Source organism: Bradyrhizobium sp. CCBAU 65884, assembly GCF_028128835.1.
Classification (GTDB): domain Bacteria; phylum Pseudomonadota; class Alphaproteobacteria; order Rhizobiales; family Xanthobacteraceae; genus Bradyrhizobium; species Bradyrhizobium ottawaense.
The window spans coordinates 81,998-99,161 of record NZ_LBJU01000108.1 but is presented as its reverse complement, the minus strand read 5'-3'; the positions used below and the strand labels follow the sequence as shown (position 1 = coordinate 99,161).

General features: G+C 62.1%; 17 protein-coding genes and 2 pseudogenes. 12 read left to right on the top strand and 7 right to left on the bottom strand.

Features of this window, described 5'->3' with window-relative positions; genetic code table 11:
• Window positions 1–17 precede the first annotated feature (17 nt).
• The gene (locus XI03_RS13190; RefSeq protein ID WP_131233096.1) at window positions 18–374 is read right to left on the bottom strand and encodes a hypothetical protein; all 357 of its coding nucleotides are present in this window, start codon (window positions 372–374) and stop codon (window positions 18–20) included.
• A 322-nt stretch (window positions 375–696) separates the two neighbouring features.
• On the opposite strand from XI03_RS13190, the gene XI03_RS13185 reads away from it, so the two are divergent.
• The 4 genes from XI03_RS13185 to XI03_RS13170 all read left to right on the top strand — a co-directional run bounded on the left by XI03_RS13185 (window position 697) and on the right by XI03_RS13170 (window position 2,493).
• Window positions 697–963: a hypothetical protein gene (locus XI03_RS13185; RefSeq protein WP_271592368.1), complete on the top strand. Its 267-nt coding sequence runs from the start codon at window positions 697–699 to the stop codon at window positions 961–963.
• Window positions 956–1,252, top strand: coding sequence for a hypothetical protein (locus XI03_RS13180; RefSeq protein ID WP_271592367.1), 297 nt, complete (start codon window positions 956–958; stop codon window positions 1,250–1,252). The genes XI03_RS13185 and XI03_RS13180 overlap by 8 nt, the downstream gene beginning before the upstream one ends.
• Before the next feature lie 189 nt (window positions 1,253–1,441).
• Window positions 1,442–1,720: a DUF1488 family protein gene (locus tag XI03_RS13175; RefSeq protein WP_028141851.1), complete on the top strand. Its 279-nt coding sequence runs from the start codon at window positions 1,442–1,444 to the stop codon at window positions 1,718–1,720.
• 224 nt (window positions 1,721–1,944) lie between these two features.
• Window positions 1,945–2,493 carry a hypothetical protein gene (locus tag XI03_RS13170; protein ID WP_244439191.1) on the top strand — a complete coding sequence of 183 codons (549 nt, stop codon included), beginning with the start codon at window positions 1,945–1,947 and terminating at the stop codon, window positions 2,491–2,493.
• 302 nt (window positions 2,494–2,795) lie between these two features.
• Here the strand turns inward: XI03_RS13170 and ftsZ are convergent, their stop codons facing one another.
• The 3 genes and pseudogenes from ftsZ to XI03_RS13155 all read right to left on the bottom strand — a co-directional run.
• On the bottom strand, window positions 2,796–4,052 hold the full coding sequence (ftsZ, locus tag XI03_RS13165; RefSeq protein ID WP_152102052.1) for a cell division protein FtsZ: 1,257 nt from the start codon (window positions 4,050–4,052) through the stop codon (window positions 2,796–2,798).
• Window positions 4,053–4,104: 52 nt separating this feature from the next.
• Window positions 4,105–4,614: a hypothetical protein gene (locus XI03_RS13160; protein ID WP_271592366.1), complete on the bottom strand. Its 510-nt coding sequence runs from the start codon at window positions 4,612–4,614 to the stop codon at window positions 4,105–4,107.
• A gap of 172 nt (window positions 4,615–4,786) precedes the next feature.
• Window positions 4,787–4,936 (bottom strand): annotated as a pseudogene (locus XI03_RS13155) (phospholipase effector Tle1 domain-containing protein); the annotation flags it as partial.
• 227 nt (window positions 4,937–5,163) lie between these two features.
• On the opposite strand from XI03_RS13155, the gene XI03_RS13150 reads away from it, so the two are divergent.
• The 3 genes from XI03_RS13150 (at window position 5,164) to XI03_RS13140 (ending at window position 7,984) form a co-directional block, all read left to right on the top strand.
• Window positions 5,164–6,159 carry a patatin-like phospholipase family protein gene (locus XI03_RS13150; protein WP_028141847.1) on the top strand — a complete coding sequence of 332 codons (996 nt, stop codon included), beginning with the start codon at window positions 5,164–5,166 and terminating at the stop codon, window positions 6,157–6,159.
• A gap of 71 nt (window positions 6,160–6,230) precedes the next feature.
• Complete coding sequence (locus tag XI03_RS13145; RefSeq protein ID WP_271592365.1) at window positions 6,231–6,608, top strand: hypothetical protein; 378 nt, start codon at window positions 6,231–6,233, stop codon at window positions 6,606–6,608.
• Window positions 6,605–7,984, top strand: coding sequence for an SIR2 family NAD-dependent protein deacylase (locus XI03_RS13140; RefSeq protein ID WP_049801886.1), 1,380 nt, complete (start codon window positions 6,605–6,607; stop codon window positions 7,982–7,984). The genes XI03_RS13145 and XI03_RS13140 overlap by 4 nt, the downstream gene beginning before the upstream one ends.
• A gap of 25 nt (window positions 7,985–8,009) precedes the next feature.
• Here the strand turns inward: XI03_RS13140 and XI03_RS13135 are convergent, their stop codons facing one another.
• The 3 genes from XI03_RS13135 to rpmB all read right to left on the bottom strand — a co-directional run bounded on the left by XI03_RS13135 (window position 8,010) and on the right by rpmB (window position 9,744).
• Window positions 8,010–8,660, bottom strand: a complete 651-nt coding sequence (locus XI03_RS13135) for a hypothetical protein (protein ID WP_271592364.1) — start codon at window positions 8,658–8,660, stop codon at window positions 8,010–8,012.
• Window positions 8,661–8,747: 87 nt separating this feature from the next.
• A complete protein-coding gene (locus tag XI03_RS13130) occupies window positions 8,748–9,251 on the bottom strand; it encodes a Panacea domain-containing protein (protein ID WP_038974707.1) in 504 nt (167 codons plus the stop codon).
• 181 nt (window positions 9,252–9,432) lie between these two features.
• Window positions 9,433–9,744: a 50S ribosomal protein L28 gene (gene rpmB / locus XI03_RS13125; RefSeq protein WP_183232060.1), complete on the bottom strand. Its 312-nt coding sequence runs from the start codon at window positions 9,742–9,744 to the stop codon at window positions 9,433–9,435.
• A gap of 560 nt (window positions 9,745–10,304) precedes the next feature.
• Here rpmB and XI03_RS13120 point away from each other — a divergent pair.
• The 5 genes and pseudogenes from XI03_RS13120 to XI03_RS13100 all read left to right on the top strand — a co-directional run bounded on the left by XI03_RS13120 (window position 10,305) and on the right by XI03_RS13100 (window position 17,151).
• Window positions 10,305–11,114 (top strand): DUF3108 domain-containing protein, encoded by an 810-nt coding sequence (locus XI03_RS13120; protein WP_271592377.1) that lies wholly within the window; start codon window positions 10,305–10,307, stop codon window positions 11,112–11,114.
• Between the two features lie 723 nt (window positions 11,115–11,837).
• Window positions 11,838–15,253, top strand: a pseudogene (locus tag XI03_RS13115) (helicase-related protein).
• Window positions 15,237–15,533 (top strand): RNA-binding S4 domain-containing protein, encoded by a 297-nt coding sequence (locus XI03_RS13110; RefSeq protein ID WP_080670150.1) that lies wholly within the window; start codon window positions 15,237–15,239, stop codon window positions 15,531–15,533. The pseudogene XI03_RS13115 and the gene XI03_RS13110 overlap by 17 nt, the downstream one beginning before the upstream one ends.
• A gap of 132 nt (window positions 15,534–15,665) precedes the next feature.
• Window positions 15,666–16,004: a ferredoxin FdxA gene (gene fdxA, locus XI03_RS13105; protein ID WP_011082989.1), complete on the top strand. Its 339-nt coding sequence runs from the start codon at window positions 15,666–15,668 to the stop codon at window positions 16,002–16,004.
• A gap of 343 nt (window positions 16,005–16,347) precedes the next feature.
• Complete coding sequence (locus XI03_RS13100; protein WP_080670149.1) at window positions 16,348–17,151, top strand: CarD family transcriptional regulator; 804 nt, start codon at window positions 16,348–16,350, stop codon at window positions 17,149–17,151.
• Window positions 17,152–17,164 lie beyond the last annotated feature (13 nt).

Below are 17,164 nucleotides of genomic sequence, written 5' to 3'. Positions count from 1 at the left end.
AGAGGCGAAGGAAGCCGCTACTTCTTCTTCCCCGGTCCGAAATCCGGCTGCCAGGCCACATCCTTGCGGCTCGGCGCTGCCGCGATCACCTTGGCCTTGTCCTTCTTCGGCTTCTTGGTCTCGCGATTGCCGCGTTGCTGTCCCTTGGCCATGTCGGTCTCCTTCTGAGATTTATCTGGGGGTGCGAGTTCGTCCAGTTCGTCCGATTGCAGCACGCGTCCGCGCGGCGTGCAGACCTTCACGTCGATGGCGCCGTCGCGCAGGAATTTTCGCGCCAGCCGCAACGCCAGGCTGGCGCTGCCGCGGCCGAGATTGGCGCAGCCATATTCGTTGGTGGCGCTGACGAGATAGGGCACGCGAATGGCCCTAGCCATTGAAGATGGCCGCCGCGCACACCAGCAGCAGAAGGAACAGCGGAACCACCACCGGCGGCACGATCCATTCGGAAAGGCGAAACTGCGACATGCTTGCTCCTGCTCGAACTTGCGGCGGGAGCGCACGTGACCCTCAGTCACCGGTCGAAGCCGTTGCGAGATGTGCGGTGATGCGATGACTCTACGCCTGCACCGCGCCGATAGCGAGGGCTAAAACGCCGCGCGCGCCGCCGACAATAACGCTGGCTATTGCCGCGCAACGCGCGCATGCTCGCGCTCGCCAGCGTCCGGTGGGGCCCCTCTTTTTGAAAGGCAGGCGCGCATGACCATCCGCTCGCGGCACGAATCCGTGACGTTCAAGCATCCGTTCCACATCCGCGGCATCGCGCGCGAATTGCCGGCGGGCCGCTACGAGGTCGTCACCGACGAGGAGATGATCGAGGGCCTGTCGTTCGCCGCCTGGCGCCGCGTCGCCACCATGATCACGGTGCCCACCGAGGGCGCGCGCGGCGGCACCACGGAAGTGCATGCGATCGGCTCGGTCGACCTCGCGGACGCTCAACGCATCGATGCGACCGCCCATGACTGATGTTCCGGTCGAGCTCGACAAGCACCGCGGCATGGCCGCGCAAAAGGCCACCGATCTGCGCCGCGCGCTGTCCGAGGTCGAGAACAATGTCCGCGAGCTGCGCGAGCGCGAGGCCGATCTCGAAAGCCGCATGCTGACGGTGCCGGCGATGTCGTGGCCGGAAGCCGCGGTGAAGGCCCGCTATCTGCTCAACCTCTATGCCGCGAGCCTGCCCGCCGAGGACACCCGCCACCGCGCGCTGGTGGCCGCCCTGTTCGACGATTTCGCAAGGCTCAACGGCGACGGCTGAAGGCGGCCGCTCCACAGGTGTCGTCCCGGACAAGCGAAGCGCAGATCCAGGACCCATAGCCACGGAATTGAGTTGTTGCAGATGCTCGTGCCACGGCGTGCTTGAATCAAGCCGACCGGGTCACAGGTCCCGGCCCCCCGTGCGCAGTGGCGCACCAGGCCGGGACGCACGCAGTACAGGAGTAACCCCATGACCCTCACCAGCGGCCGTTTCATCGGCCACGACCAGGACCGCGGCATCGTCCAGTTCTCGATGCAGGACGGCGCGAAGGAATTCGCCTGCGCGATCTCGACCTCCGCCATGGACGATCTCGAGCGCGGCCCGCGCGCCAGACCCAATGAGCGCGAAGCCCAGTTCACCCGCCTGCGCGAGCGCATCGAAGCCTGCGCGGGACGGAAGTACCAGGCGACGGAGTTCGAAGGCACTCCGCCGGGGATCGTGCTGCGGAGCATCGATTTTCGGGGGTAGGGGACACGGACGGCCCCATTGCCCCATCATCTGTTGATATTAACCTCTTGTTAACCATGCGGTCGCCTAATGTTGACGATGGGGGGATCACCATGTCGGCCCATGTGACGCGACCGAGGTTGATGCCTGTTTCGGCCGATCCGGCCATCCGGTCGGTGGCGAGGCTGGCGGTTCGCGCCAAGGCCGTCCTACAGGGCAAAGCGCCTGTCCTACGGAGCAAAGCCATGTTCGGAAAGGACGACTTAGTGGACAATCTCAGCCGCGATCTCGATCGCGCGCGCGGACGACGCGATGCGCTCGCATCCGAAGCCACGACCCTGACGGCCCAGATCGCCGAAATCGAAGCCCGCCTTTCGGAAGAGAAGAAAAGGCGGGAGCGTGAGCGCGTCCTGAGCGAGATCGAATTGATCAAGACGCGAGTCAAGCAAGCCGCTGGCGCGTTTGCGCCCGTCGTCGACGGTCTCTCCAGCGCGATCGAGCAGGCTGCGGCCGTCGTGCCCGAGGCGCGCGAGCTCAATAGTTTCCTCGTGTCGGTGGCGACCGAGATCGACAGCGTGCTCGATCCCCTCTTGCGCGAACTGGATCAGCGTGCGGATGCGGTGCGATCCGGACAGGCAGCGCTGGACTTGCCGAGTTCGGCCGTTGAAGCGCCGCCCATCGAGCTGCCGAAAGACACCAACGAACGCCTGCTTCGCTTTCCGGCCTGGCTGTCGCGCGACAAGGAACCGGACAAGAAGGAAACCGCGGAGAGCCCGCGCAGCACGGCAGCGTGAAGCATCGGCGGCTGGTTTCGTTGCGGCGTATCCTTCGAGACGCCCGATCGAGGCGGGCTCCTCAGGATGAGGACTCGTTTCCGCGGCGAGATATCAAACATTCATGGTGAGGCGCCCGCCAAAGCGGGAGAGTTGTTGTTTTACTCCGTCATTCCGGGGCGCGCCTCTTGGCGCGAGCCCGGAATCCATACTCACGATGGTGGTTATGGATCCCGGGCTCGCGACTTCGTCGCGCCCCGGGATGACGACCTGTTGTTGGACTCCGTAGTCGCCATGCAAGCAACCGCGGCTCTCTCGACCCCTCAGTTGGCGGCGCGGCGCAGGAAGGCCGGGATATCGAGAACGGCCTCGTCGGGCGCATTGCGCAGAGAGGCGCGGCCGTAAGGATCGAGCGGCCGGTCGGCCGCCTGGCGCGCATGGTCCAGACCCGGCCGGGCCGGTGGCCCCACGGGGTGGTGCGGCTGCGGGCGGAGCGGCGGGCTGCCCGCTTGCGGAATCGGTGCGCTGCGCTCGATGCGATCGGCGATGCGGCGGCTGTCGTTGCGCAGCCTGCCGGCGAGCTGCGTGAGGGCGGTTTCCACCGGCAGCGCCTGCGCCGGGTCGAGATTGTCGATGCCGGTCGCCACCACCGAGACGCGGACGATGCCTTCGAGGCTTTCGTCGAACGACGCGCCGACGATGATGTTGGCGTCCGGGTCGGCCTCGTCGCGAATGCGGCTGGCCGCTTCGTCGACCTCGTACAGCATGAGATCCTTGCCGCCGGTAATGGAGATGATGAGACCACTGGCGCGCTTGATCGAGGGGTTCTCGATCAACGGATTGGAGATCGCGGCGACGGCGGCGGCGAGCACGCGCTTCTCGCCGGAGGCCTCGCCCCGTCCCATCATGGCCTTGCCCTTCTCCTTCATGACGGAGAGGACGTCGGCAAAATCGAGATTGATCAGGCCTTCCTTGACGATGAGGTCGCTGATGCAGGCCACGCCCGAATAAAGCACCTGGTCGGCAAGGGCGAAGGCATCGGCGAATGTGGTCTTGTCGCTGGCCACCCGGAACAGGTTCTGGTTCGGGATGATCAGGAGGGTGTCGACCGTCTTCAGCAGCTCCTCGATGCCGGCCTCGGCAAAGCGCATGCGGCGCTGGCCCTCGAAGTAGAACGGCTTGGTGACCACGCCGATCGTGAGAATGCCGAGCTCGCGCGCGGTCCTGGCGACGACGGGTGCGGCTCCGGTGCCGGTGCCGCCGCCCATGCCTGAAGTCACGAACACCATGTGCGCGCCGGTCAACTGATTGCGGATCGCATCGATGGCCTCCTCGGCTGCGGCGCGGCCCAGTTCCGGCTGCGAGCCGGCGCCGAGGCCTGCGGTGACATGCGTGCCGAGCTGGATGAGGTGCTTCGCCTTCGACATCGCCAGCGCCTGCGCGTCGGTGTTGGCGACCACGAACTCGACCCCTTGCAGCCCGGCCGTGATCATGTTGTTGACGGCATTGCCGCCTGCGCCGCCGACACCGAACACGACGATGCGGGCCTTCATTTCATGAATATCGATATTGCCAGCCATTTTTCCCTCGCGATTGGTCCGGCAAGCCGGGGATTAGAGAAAGTCTCGAGCGCTACCTGCTAGCCGCGCGGTCTGCTTTGACGATGGCGGCGGCCAGATGTCCCAATCGACGCGCGGCGTGTCCCGCGATCGAGCCGTCCCGGCGATCGCTCCGCAGCGCCGTCACTTCGTCTTCCAGTCGCGACGCCCACGAATTGGCTGCCATGGTCTCGGCGGTCGCCTGCTGCAGCTCGACGGCGAGGCGATCGGCGCGCTCCCGCTCGCGTTCGAACACGGCCCTGTAGGCGGTTGCGACGTCTTCGAGCCGCGCGATCTCCGCCTTGAAGGACTCGATCTTGATTGCCTCGATCCTTGCCATGGAGGCGGCGATGGGGTCTGCCGGGCGGGCACGTCGCGGGCGGGGTGTGTACCGGAGCTCGGCGAGATCAACGCTCACCAGGGCCTTGCCGTCATCCGAACGCGAGCGCGGCAGCCGGCGTCGTCGCGCCAGCGACCGCGCGGCCTCGCGCGAGATGTTGAGGCGGGCACTGAGATCGGCATACGTCAACAACGCAACGCACATCGGCGCTTCTCCTGGAGCGAACCGGGAAGGCATTTCGAGCTAATGATGGCTGGACGATTACAGCAGGCTAGGGTGCGTTGGTTAATGGACGGTTAACGGGCGCGGGGGGCGTTTACGGGTGCCCGCCACCGAGCCGACCCTGGGCATCGCAGAGCACCATCTGCTGCGGCTACATCCTGTCCGTCTTGCGCAGGCAGCGATAGAGCTTCAGGACGTTGGAGATGTTCTCCGAAATCTCGTTGCCGGTGCCGTCACAGCAGATGACGAGGTTTTTCGGGGGAGGGGTTGCGGTCGTGCTCCACGGGCTGCGCCTCCGGCTGATGCTGCCGGGGCGAGTATAGCGGAATTCTGGAAATGGTGGTTGACCAACCTCTGCTGAAACCCGATCGCCAAAAATCAGATGAAGCAATCCGCTGGGACTTCTTTAGCCGACGCTGGACCTATGTAGATCGGTCCACGTCTCTCGTCTATAAGTAGAGTTTACGGAAGAGCCTATGTTTGTAATTGTACTGGCTTGGCATAATTGATTTCAGCATTTGAAGGTCCGGAATGGCAGATAAGAAGCTCATCCTAACGATCGATGGCGGCGGAGTTCGTGGCATCATTCCGGCGCTCATATTGCGCGAGCTGGAAGAGAAACTGAAGAAGAGAAAAAAGAATAGGCCTGTGGCCTCCTATTTTGATTTGGTGGCGGGCACCTCCACCGGAGGCATCATTGCATTAGGTCTCTGCGCACCTGGCGTCAAAGATCGAACGAAGCCTGCGTGTACGAGTACTGATCTGGTGAACTTGTACAGGAATAGGTCAAAAGAGATATTTGGCGTGCAGCAAAGTATGCAGGTGTTCGGGATCATGTTCGACGACAAGTACAGTGTAAGTCCGCTCGAGCAGATACTTCAAGAGTTGCTAGGCGATTCAATTTCGGACGAGGTGCTGAGCGACTTTTTGATTACTGCCTACGAGATAGAGGAGCGTCGGCCTAAAGTATTTTCGAGTCTTTCTACGGATGGGAAGAAGCGGCAATATTTCGTAAAGGATCTCGCGAGAGCTACCTCTGCTGCGCCGACTTTCTTCGAGCCGGCACGCGTGGAGAAGCTCCATCAGAAGAACAACTTTGAGAGTTTAGTGGACGGAGGTCTATTCGCCGCCAATCCTAGTATTGTGACGCTGATGCATGCGATGCGGCTAGGGTGGGAGCTAAAGGATATCACGATGCTCTCGCTGGGTACTGGTAGGGAGGCGAGGCCGTACCTCTACAACGAAGTGAAGAAGTGGGGCAATATTAGTTGGATATTGGCTAACCGCGGTGTCCCCATAATATCAATGTTGCTCCAAAGCCAGACGGTAGTAACCGACGACTTGATGCCTATGTTGCTCAAGGATCGATATAGGCGCGTGGACGGCCCGCTATTGAAAAACCTTGGGAGCGACGATTTGGATGATTCATCCGAGCAGAATATTAGAGAGCTCGAAATTTTTGCGGACAAGTTGATCCGTTCGCCTGAATCGCAACAGATGCTGGATGACATTGCCGATCTTGCTTAGCTCGTTGAAATGAAAGAGCGGGGTGAGAGATAAGCAATAGCAAAGAAGGCTGTCTTTCCGCAGGTCGTAGAATGGGCGGAAATCTGGCGAAGATTTTGTATCAATGCATTGAGGGGGCCATGGTGCGAAAACGCATTGAGCTGAATAGTGGTCGTTGCTTCGAGACGATCGCCGAAGCGCGTAAGTTCTTCGATCAAATTCTGCAATCGACTGTGCTTAACTCGGATGTGTCCGATGACGAATTCCGCGAGTTAAGCGCGTTGTACGAAGCCTACTGCGCGAAGACAAACTGGCAGGTGAGTTCGCCTCCGGTGGCGTTCTTTCCTAAGCATGAGAGTGGTCCAGGATATACGACGAAGTGTTTTGGTGTTCGGTTTCAAGACGGCGCGACAGATCGCTTTTCTCTCGATAAAGCGCTTTCTGCTGTAGCCATCGGGGCGACGCCATGACCCCGCCGCCCGAGAAGCCGCAGATAAATGCTGAGTATCTTCGGTACATGGAGCGCAACACAGCGCTGATAAGGGATACGCTCGACAATCTGCAGTGTCAGCCCATATTCTTTATCGGTTCGGGCGTGCCGAAACGATATTTTAAGTCGCCGGGATGGATCGAATTGCTCCGTATCGTGGCGCAACGTATTGCCATCGACGAGTCCGAGTTCAACTACTTGCTTCAAAAATGCAATGGAGAAGCGATCGCGCTCGGTCAGTTACTGCAGGACAGAGTATTTGAGTGGGCTTGGAAGAAAGGAAAGGCACAATTTCCGAAGGAGTACTTCGAAACGGAAGTTCATCGCAGTTGCTTCTTGAAACATTTAGCTTGTAGAGAGATTGCAGCCTTTCAGCCCAAGCCATCTCAGATATCTAAATTGCCCCTGGCGGCAGAGATAGAGCTGCTCAAAGCTACTAATCCTCACGCGATCATTACCACCAACTACGACAACTTCATGGAGCAGATATTCGAAGGGTACGAGCCCATCGTTGGAGAACAGGTCATTCGTTATGATCTGAATATGATCGGTGAGATATTCAAGATTCATGGAAGCACTGATGATCCGCCGTCGATCGTGCTAACTGCAGACGATTACGATAATTACAGGCAGAAGAAGAAGTACATCTCTGCCAAATTACTTACTTACCTCGCCGAACATCCGGTTTTCGTATTTGGATATGGGTTTGGTGATCCAAATGTCACGGAAATCATTGAAGACGTCGGTGAGATCATCGGGGGTGATGAACGCCTGATTTCGAATATATTCTACGTGCAGTGGAAATCGGACGCGCAATCGTTGTCCTCGTACCGCGAGGAGTACGTCGTGGGATCGGGGGCGCGACAGTACCGCGTTCGCGCAATCTTGGCCGATGAATTTTCTTGGATTTTTAAGGCGATTGCGCAGGAGCGCGAGATTGGTTCAATCAACGTTCGCACATTGCGGGCAATTGCCTCTCGTATGTACAAGATTGTGCGGACAGACATTCCGCGAAAGCAATTCGAGGTCAACTACGACACCCTTGAGGGGTTGGCAGAATCCGAAAAGGAGTTGCCGCATCTATTGGGGCTCGTTGAGGCGAATAATGCAAACCTCGCCCATCCATATGTGCTAACCCAGGTCGGTCAACAGCTCGGCTTTGCTGGTTGGCACCGCGCGCGGCAATTGATTGAGCGAATCCAGGCCGAGACAAGCGTTAATATCACTGAGACTGACAATAGATACCATTGTGCTGTGAAGGGCGGCGCAAAAACCGTGTTTCATAAGTATTCAAAAGAGGCTGTTGTGCTGTTAGAAAAAGTTCGAGACGGGAAGCCGTACAAGCTTGCCCTGTGAATGCCTCATCCGGTTGCTCAGAGCGCTAGTCGAAAAGTCGAAGTTGGTCTTCATCTCTTCCCGACTCATTCGAGTCCCGCTCGTCTCTTGAGGCCTTAGGTTGTCCCTTCAGTGTCTCAACAGCTAGGAAATAGCCTTCAGCAAATGCCTCCAGCATTTCAGTCTTACGGCCTTCGCGGATCCGAGGAATCTCTCTCGCATCGATTACTCGAAGAACGCGCGGCTGCTTCGGCCCTAGGCAACTAAAATCAAGAATCTCGAACCGCGCACTGTCGAGATCAGGATCTTGCATCATGACGTCATCGACAATGGCCGCGAATAGCGAAAGTCGCTCGTCGGCAAGTGGGTTCTGGCGCCAGAAGCTAAACCAAGGAAAATATAATTGTCCTCCGACGCCGTAGATCATGGGCGGTTCAAAGGGCACCATCAATCCGCGTCCAACCGGATAGTATCGTCTTTCAATGGCTTGGAAGAAGTCGGGCGTCACGCCCGCAAAGTGATCTCGGATCAGCGGGAGTACGCCAAGCAAGTTTTCTCGAACGTCTGCGCGTTTTATCTTCTTGATGCCTTCGACAACCTGCTCGTAAGGAACCCCCAAGACGAGTAGGTCGCGGACGGCGCCGAAGAGAGGATTGTAATTAAAGATCGGCGGGTTCTCAGCGAGCCGAACTAGCATTCTCGCGATCAAGATTGGATTGCTTCGCCAATTGCGAGCGAGATGTTGAACACTGGGAATGCGTAAGTCCGCCATTTGCCTACACCATCATTGGATTAAGAACGGCCGCCTTGCCTTCGCGTAGAACCTCACAATTTCCGAGTCGTCGATTCTCATCCCTGGGTTTACTATTCCACCGTGATTCCACACCTTGTGCCAAGGCCCATCATCCGCATGGGTAAGCTTTACCAATTCGCTAGTGCGCAGCTGGCTGTAAAATCCAATAATTTTCTGCAGAAGCGCATCGGTTTGAGAATCGAATAGATACTCGACAACGGCCTGTCTGCCGTCGATGCGGCTAAGCTGAGTCGATCTTCCGGTAATTGGCGATCGATCGAAAGCTCTAAATTCTCTGTACAAGTAGGGGAGGACCGGTCCGAACTCCCACGCTTCAAACTTGTGCCGAACTAAGGGGCGCCCGAGTTCGATCAACGACCAGACGTGACAAAAGTACACAATCTTCTGTAGCGACAGATTGGTGACGGGCCGGCCCCGGCTATCGCAATAGTCGAGAACGAAGTTAGCAATTGCTCGTCCATCGTATTCTGCCATTGGAATCGCCGTACGTTCTCTCTCCGTTCTAGGAGGATTCAATTTGTCTCGCAACGAGGAAGCCGAATGCTCCCCAAAAACAAAAACGGCCGGATCTTCCGACCCGGCCGCAACGCAAACTCACACTGGCTAGACCTACGCCACGCGACGCAACCTAGCCCCCGCCCAATTTCCGAAAAACTTAGCTGGCCTTCTTGGCCGGTGCAGCCGACGGGCCGACCTTCTTCTGGATGGCGCGCTTCAGCTCGAGGGCGCGGGGCGACAGCAAGTCGGCCTTGGCCTTGAGCAGGAAGGCGTCGAGGCCGCCATTGTGGTCGACGCTCTTCACCGCGTTGGTGGAGACGCGCAGGCGCACGTTGCGCTCCAGGGCTTCGCTGATGAAGGTCACGTTGACCAGGTTCGGCAGGAAGCGGCGCTTGGTCTTGATGTTGGAGTGGCTGACCTTGTGGCCGACGAGGGGGCCCTTGGCCGTCAGTTCGCAGCGGCGAGACATGGTAGAAATCCTTAAGTTTCGAACCCCTAACGAGTGCGGCCGCCATTCTGGGCGCCACGGGGGCTAATTCTTTCGTCCTTGCAGGGAGCGGGCGGACGTATAGGGGGGAAGGGGCGGGCAGTCAAGGTTTTGGACGGTCTTTTCGCCTCTCCCCGCCTGCGGGGAGAGGCCGGAATGCGCGCGAATAGCGCGGATTCCGGGTGAGGGGGCGTCTCCGCGGGGGAGGGGGCCGCCTATGACCTCAACTATCACCGCCCTCGCGGAGAGCCCCCCTCACCCCGACCCTCTCCCCGCAAGCGGGGCGAGGGGGGAAAAGGTAGCGGGAGAGGCGAAGCCGATCACCAAAACGGCAATGTTTGTCGCGCCTTACCATCACATAAAGGGCGTATTCGCGCCTGAAGACTCCGGTGGAGTTCCCGGCCTCATGCGCTCCGACACATTGCTCGCCGCGGTTTTTGGCTTAAGTAACAACCGTCGCGCCCCGATTGGATTGTTTCGTGCTCACAACGTCGCCTTTTGCGCCAGAACAGCGCTCAGTCCGCCCGCGCTTTGCCGGCTGGCTGGCGGCGCTTTGCGGCCTGGCCGTGGCCTGGGGCGCGGTGCCGGCGGCGGCGCAGGGCAAGCTCGAGGCGCAATATGAGGCCTCGCTCGCCGGCATTCCCGTCGGCAAGGGCGCATGGAATATCGACATCCAGGACGACGTGTTCTCGGCGGCGGCCGCCGGCGGCACCTCGGGGCTGCTGAAGTCGTTCACCGGCGGCTCCGGCACCGGCGCCAGCCAAGGGCGCATCATCAACGGCGCGCTGGTTGCGACCGGCTACCAGGCCTCCACCACCACCTCGAAGAAGACCGAAGAGATCCGCATCACGCTCGACAAGGGCAATGTGAAGGATTTTGCGATCCTGCCGGAGCCGCCGGTCGATCCGGACCGCATCGTCGTCACCGACGCGCACCGCCGCGGCGTCTGGGACCCCATGACGGCCTCGCTGCTGCGCGTGCCCGGCAATGGCGACCCAGTCTCGCCGGACGCCTGCCACAACTCGGCCCCCGTGTTCGACGGCCGCATGCGCTACGATCTGAAGCTCGATTTCAAGCGCATGGAGAACGTGAAGGCGGAGAAGGGCTATCACGGCCCGGTGGTGGTCTGTTCGCTCTATTTCGTGCCCGTCGCCGGCTACATCCCCGACCGCCCCGTGATCAAATATCTCGCCGCCCAGCGCAACATCGAGATCGCGTTTGCCCCCGTCGCCGGCACCCGCGTCCTGGTCCCGTTCTGGCTGAAAGTGCCGACGCCGTTGGGGCCGGCCATGCTGGAAGCGACCAGCTTCATCACCACGGCCCAGCCGCCAAGGGTGGCGAAGACGCAGTAAGCGGCGGCTGCCGTAGCGCGTTCTCTCTCTACCCTCTCTCTCGGCCGTCATTCCGGGGCGCGACGCAGTCGCGAACCCGGAATCCATCGTGAGACAGTCTCCGCTGCACGATGGATTCCGGGCTCGCGCCAAGAGGCGCGCCCCGGAATGACGAGCAGAGTTTTTGGCTGCGTGAAGGTTTTGCAAAATCAACCACTTACCTACTGTGCATGGGGTTGTTTTCGCAAAAATTGGTCCCGGCGGCTCCGGTCCTGGAATCCATTTGACTCCTCCCCGATTCTGATTCGACTCCGCGCCGTCCCCAACTTAAGGCTTTGCGCCATCGAAACGTCACTTGTACGGCAGCCCGAAACTCCATCTAGTTGCAGCCAACAAGACTCCCGCGACATGTTGCGTGAACGGAACATGACTCCAGGGGGAGTCAGCGATTCGGCCGCGATTCGTTCTAGAGTCGTTCCGAAGCTTAAAACCAACGGGAAAAGCGTCGCAAAGTGAGACAGTTGCGCGAGGTTTTTCTCCCTCGCCCCGCTTGCGGGGAGAGGGTCGGGGTGAGGGGGAGTCTCCACAGATGCGGTGACAGATGGACTCGCGGAGAGTTCCCCTCACCCGGCGCTTTGCGCCGACCTCTCCCCGCAAGCGGGGCGAGGTGACCTCCAAGCGCTGCCCGCCCCCGCCCACAACAGCACTGACATTCGCCCAAATCGCCACTACCTAATCCCCCAGATGCCCTTTTCCTCCTCCCCCTTCGCTTCCGAGCGCGCGCCGTCCGATCGCGTGCCTGGCGCCGGCGTCACTGCGGTGCTCGGGCCGACCAACACCGGCAAGACCCATCTCGCCATCGAGCGTATGCTGGCGCACCCTTCCGGGATGATCGGGCTGCCGCTGCGCCTGCTCGCGCGCGAGGTCTACAACAAGATCGCCGCGCGGGTCGGAGCCGAGGCGGTCGCGCTCGTCACCGGCGAGGAGAAGATCAAGCCGAAGAGCCCGCGCTATTGGGTGTCGACCGTCGAGGCGATGCCGCGCGACCTCGACGTCTCCTTCCTTGCCGTCGACGAGGTCCAGATCGCCAGCGATCTCGAACGCGGCCACGTCTTCACCGATCGGCTCCTCAACCGCCGCGGCCGCGACGAGACGCTGCTGCTCGGCGCTGCCACGATGCGCCCGATCATCGAGCGGCTGTTGCCGGGCGTGTCCATGATCACGCGGCCGCGCCTGTCGCAGCTGGAATTCGCCGGCGACCGCAAGATCACGCGCCAGCCGCGCCGCACCGCGATCGTCGCGTTCTCGGCCGATGAAGTCTACGCCATCGCCGAGCTGATCCGCCGCCAGCATGGCGGCGCCGCCGTGGTGCTGGGCTCGCTCTCACCGCGCACCCGCAATGCGCAGGTGGCGATGTTCCAGAACGGCGATGTCGATTATCTCGTCGCCACCGACGCCGTCGGCATGGGCCTCAATCTCGACGTCGACCACGTCGCGTTCGCCTCCGACCGCAAGTTCGACGGCTACCAGTTCCGCCGGCTGACGCCGTCCGAATTCGCGCAGATCGCGGGGCGCGCCGGCCGCGCCACGCGCAACGGCACCTTCGGCACCACCGGCCGCTGCGCGCCGTTCGAGCCCGAGCTCGTCAACGCGCTGCAGAACCACACTTTCGACCCCGTGAAGATGCTGCAATGGCGCAACGCCAGGCTGGATTTCGCCTCGCTCGGCGCGCTCCAGGTGTCCCTGAACCTCGCCCCAGGCCACGAGGCGCTGACGCGCGCCCCTGTCGCCGAGGACATGCGCGTGCTCGACCATGCCGCCCGCGACGTCGAGGTGCGCGATATCGCGCATGGCAAGGCGGCGGTGGAGCGGCTGTGGGAGGCCTGCCAGGTCCCCGATTACCGGAAACTGTCGCCGGCCGCCCATGCCGAGCTGGTGACCACGTTGTACGGCTTCCTGATGCGGAAGGGCTGCATCCCCGACGCCTGGTTCGAGGCCCAGATCACCCAGGCCGACCGCGTCGACGGCGACATCGACACGCTGTCGGCCCGGATCGCGCAGATCCGCACCTGGACCTTCGTCGCCAACCGCCCGGACTGGCTGAAAGACCCCGAACGCTGGCAGGGGATCGCCCGCGAGGTCGAAAATAAATTATCGGATGCGCTCCATGAACGCTTGACTGAGCGTTTCGTTGATCGCCGGACCAGTGTATTGATGCGCCGCCTGCGGGAGAACACGAGCTTGAATACTGAAATCGGCAAGACCGGCGAAGTCATCGTCGAAGGCCATGTCATCGGCCGCCTCGACGGCTTCACCTTTGCACCGGATGCGGCGGAAGCTGGTTCGGATGCGAAAGCCTTGCAGGCTGCAGCGCAAGCAGTGCTCGCCGGCGAGATCAACACGCGCGCCGAAAAGCTCGGCAACGCGCCGGACGATCAGTTCGTGCTGACCTCGGAAGGCACCATCCGCTGGACCGGCGACGCCGTGGCGCGGCTGTCTGCCGCAGAGGAGGCGCTGCATCCGCGCATCCGCATCATCTCGGACGAGCGTCTCACCGGGGCGCCGCGCGAAAAAGTGCAGGCCCGGCTCGAGCTCTGGCTCAAGACCCATGTCGAGAAGCTGCTCGGGCCGATGTTCGAGCTCTCCAAGGCCGAGGACGTCACCGGCATCGCCCGCGGCATCGCCTATCAGCTCGTCGAGGCGCTCGGCGTGCTGGAGCGGCCGAAGATCGCGAACGAGCTGAAGGATCTCGACCAGCCCTCGCGCGCGGTGCTGCGCAAATACGGCGTCCGTTTCGGCGCCTATCACATCTATTTCCCCGGCCTTTTGAAGCCCGCCGCGCGTGCGCTCGCAGCGCTGTTGTGGGCGCTGAAGCAGGACAATGTCGATCTGTCCTCGCTGTCGGGCGCGCAGCATCTGGCGAGCTCGGGCCGTACCTCGTTCCCGGTCGACAAGGCGCTGCCGCGCGATGCCTATCGCGTGCTCGGCTACAAGCAGGCCGGCGAACGCGCCGTGCGCGTCGACATCCTGGAGCGTCTTGCCGACCTGATCCGCCCGGCGCTGGCCTGGCGCGAGAACGCGTCCGGCGAAAAGCCGGCGGGCGCCTTCGACGGCCGCGGTTTCGTGGTGACGCAGGCGATGACCTCGCTCACCGGCTCCGCAGGCGAGGATTTCGCCTCGGTGCTGCGTGCGCTCGGCTATCGCATGGAGAAGCGTCCGCCGCTGCCGCAAAAGCCTGTCGTGGCCGCGACCGTCACGGCAGAAACCCCGCCGGCTGAAGGCACCGCGGAAACCTCGACCGAGACCGCGGCGGAGGCCGTTGCCGGCCTGCCGGCGGAGCCATCCACCGAAGCGGCCGCCGAGCCTGTCACCGTCGAAGATGCGCCCGGCATGGAGCTGCAGGACGAGCAGGCTCAGCAGGCCGAGCCTGCGCTCGAAGCCTCTCCCGAGGCCCCCGTCACGCCCGAAGACGCCCCCGGCATCGCGCCGCCGGCGGAAGAGCCCGCTGCGCCCGTCGAGGCTGCCGGCCTCGAAGCCGCTCCGGCCGAGACCGCCGCAACCGAAGCTGCCGCGCCCCCCCCCCCCCCCACGCCGCCGCGCCTGAAGCTGCGGCGACGCCCGCCGAGCCCGAGCTGATCGAGGTCTGGCGTCCCGGCGGCCGTCACGAGGACCGCAAGCCGCGCCACGAGCGCCATCGCCACCAGCGGCACCACCATCAGCCGCGTCCGCAAGGAGGCGCCGAGGCAGGTGCCGCGCCCGCGGAAGGCGGGGCCGCGCAAGCCGCCGACGGCGCGAAGCCGGGCCAGCGTCATGGCGGCCATCGCAGGGACGGCGGCAGAGACTTCCGCAAGCCGCGCGAAGGTGGCGAAGGCGCGCCGCGTCCCGAGGGGCGCGACGACAGGAATCGCCGCTTCGAGGGCAAGGATCGCGACAACAAGGGACGCGATCGCGACAAGGGCAAGTTCGGCGGAGATCGCGACAAGGGCCGTGACAACCGCGGCCGTGACCGCGACAAGGGCCGCGACCGCCAGGGCGGACCGTCGCTGCGTCCCTACGCCTCGAGCGCAAACCCGCGCGAGCGCGATCGTCCGGCCGATCCGAACTCGCCCTTCGCCAAGCTCGCCGCGCTGAAAGAGCAGCTGTCTGGTCGGAAGGAGTAATCCCACGACCGAGCGGCAGCGCCTCGACAAATGGTTGTGGCACGCGCGGGTGGTGAAGGCGCGCACCTCCGCGGCCGAGCTCGTCGGGTCGGGCCACGTTCGCGTCAATGGTGAGCGCGAAAAGTCGCCGGGGCATGCGATCAAGATCGGCGACGTCATCACCGTCGCGCTCGATCGCACCGTGCGGGTGTTGAAGGTCACCGGCTTCAGCGAGCGCCGTGGCGATGCTGCCGCGGCGCGGGTGCTCTTTGAGGAGCTAAGCGAAGCGAAACGCAATTAATTGCGTTTCGAATTCACTTCTTGGTCGATCAAACACACAAAGCGGTCATGATCGGGCCTTCCCGACCTTGCGGCGCCCGGCCATCCGCGCTACGCAAGCCGCGACTTTTAAAAGAGCTTTTCGGAGCGTTGGATGACTTACGTCGTCACTGAAAACTGCATCAAGTGCAAGTACACCGACTGCGTCGAGGTCTGCCCGGTCGATTGCTTCTACGAGGGTGACAACATGCTCGTCATCCACCCGGACGAGTGCATCGATTGCGGCGTGTGCGAGCCGGAATGCCCCGCCGACGCCATCAAGCCGGACACGGAACCGGGCCTGGAAAAGTGGCTTTCGGTCAACGCCGACTACGCCAAGAGCTGGCCGAACATCACCCAGAAGAAAGAATCACCTGCCGACGCCAAGGAATTCGACGGCATGGAAGGCAAGTTCGAGAAATATTTTTCTCCGAACCCCGGCTCCGGCGACTGAATCGGGCTCAAACTTAACCCTAATAGCGGCGCTGCCGCCGAAAACCAGCCCTCAATACCCCTAAATCATTGATTTTTGCGGGAAATGTGCTATATTGGGCACATTAAGCCGAACCCGTCAGCCCCGTTGGCCCCGCTGGGTTCCCGTGAAACCAAATGTCGAACAGGGGCGTGGCAGTTTCCGCGCGCAGGCTGTGTCACAGAAAACGCGTAAAAAGAGTACTTCAGCGAGGGCTTCCCATAAGGAGGCCAAAAAAGTCGCCGCGGCCAGCCGTAGCGCATCCAAGGGTCGGACCGCGACGAAGGCACCGGCTGCAAAGTCCTCGAAGAACAAAAGAAGCGCAATGCCTAACAAGACTGCCAAACCGGCCGCGAAAGCGACCGCTGCCAAGCCTGCTGTCAAGCCCGTTGCCGCCAAGGCTCCCGCTGCCAAGCCCGCCGCGTCGAAGGCTCCCGTTGCTGCTCCTGCCAAGGCTCCGGTTGCTGCCGCCAAGCCCGCCGTGAAGCCGGCGGCCGCTGCGCCGAAGGTCGAGGAAAAGAAGGTCGTGACCCAGCGTCAGGGCTTCAAGGCCAATGAATTCGTCGTCTATCCCGCTCACGGCGTCGGCCAGATCCTGGCCATCGAGGAGCAGGAGATCGCCGGCGCGAAGCTCGAGCTGTTCGTCATCAACTTCATCAAGGACAAGATGACGCTGCGCGTGCCGACCGCCAAGGTCGCCAATGTCGGCATGCGCAAGCTGTCCGAGCCGGCGCTGGTAAAGAAGGCGCTGGAGACGCTCAAGGGCCGCGCCCGCGTCAAGCGCACCATGTGGTCGCGCCGTGCCCAGGAATACGAAGCGAAGATCAATTCGGGCGACATCGTCGCGATCGCGGAAGTCGTGCGCGACCTCTATCGCTCGGAGTCGCAGCCGGAGCAGTCCTACAGCGAACGCCAGCTCTATGAAGCGGCGCTCGATCGTCTATCCCGCGAGATCGCGGTGGTGCAGCACTCGACCGAGACCGAAGCGGTCAAGGAGATCGAGGCCCAGCTCGCCAAGAGCCCGCGCCGCAACGCCAAGGCGGAAGCCGCCGAGGGCGAGGCGGATGCCGAGGGCGATGCCGACGATACCGATGGCGACGACACCACGGTCGCCGACGAGGCCGCGTAAGCAACTTCGTTCT

Excerpts from the sequence above, each read along its gene's own strand:
- XI03_RS13170 (WP_244439191.1), top strand. The coding sequence starts at position 1,945 with ATGTTCGGAAAGGACGACTTAGTGGACAATCTCAGCCGCGATCTCGAT.
- XI03_RS13145 (WP_271592365.1), top strand. The coding sequence starts at position 6,231 with ATGGGCGGAAATCTGGCGAAGATTTTGTATCAATGCATTGAGGGGGCC.
- ftsZ (WP_152102052.1), bottom strand. The coding sequence starts at position 4,052 with ATGGCTGGCAATATCGATATTCATGAAATGAAGGCCCGCATCGTCGTG.
- XI03_RS13100 (WP_080670149.1), top strand. The coding sequence starts at position 16,348 with ATGCCTAACAAGACTGCCAAACCGGCCGCGAAAGCGACCGCTGCCAAG.
- XI03_RS13135 (WP_271592364.1), bottom strand. The coding sequence starts at position 8,660 with ATGCTAGTTCGGCTCGCTGAGAACCCGCCGATCTTTAATTACAATCCT.
- fdxA (WP_011082989.1), top strand. The coding sequence starts at position 15,666 with ATGACTTACGTCGTCACTGAAAACTGCATCAAGTGCAAGTACACCGAC.
- XI03_RS13190 (WP_131233096.1), bottom strand. The coding sequence starts at position 374 with ATGGCTAGGGCCATTCGCGTGCCCTATCTCGTCAGCGCCACCAACGAA.
- XI03_RS13150 (WP_028141847.1), top strand. The coding sequence starts at position 5,164 with ATGGCAGATAAGAAGCTCATCCTAACGATCGATGGCGGCGGAGTTCGT.
- XI03_RS13180 (WP_271592367.1), top strand. The coding sequence starts at position 956 with ATGACTGATGTTCCGGTCGAGCTCGACAAGCACCGCGGCATGGCCGCG.
- XI03_RS13130 (WP_038974707.1), bottom strand. The coding sequence starts at position 9,251 with ATGGCAGAATACGATGGACGAGCAATTGCTAACTTCGTTCTCGACTAT.
- rpmB (WP_183232060.1), bottom strand. The coding sequence starts at position 9,744 with ATGTCTCGCCGCTGCGAACTGACGGCCAAGGGCCCCCTCGTCGGCCAC.
- XI03_RS13140 (WP_049801886.1), top strand. The coding sequence starts at position 6,605 with ATGACCCCGCCGCCCGAGAAGCCGCAGATAAATGCTGAGTATCTTCGG.
- XI03_RS13175 (WP_028141851.1), top strand. The coding sequence starts at position 1,442 with ATGACCCTCACCAGCGGCCGTTTCATCGGCCACGACCAGGACCGCGGC.
- XI03_RS13160 (WP_271592366.1), bottom strand. The coding sequence starts at position 4,614 with ATGTGCGTTGCGTTGTTGACGTATGCCGATCTCAGTGCCCGCCTCAAC.
- XI03_RS13185 (WP_271592368.1), top strand. The coding sequence starts at position 697 with ATGACCATCCGCTCGCGGCACGAATCCGTGACGTTCAAGCATCCGTTC.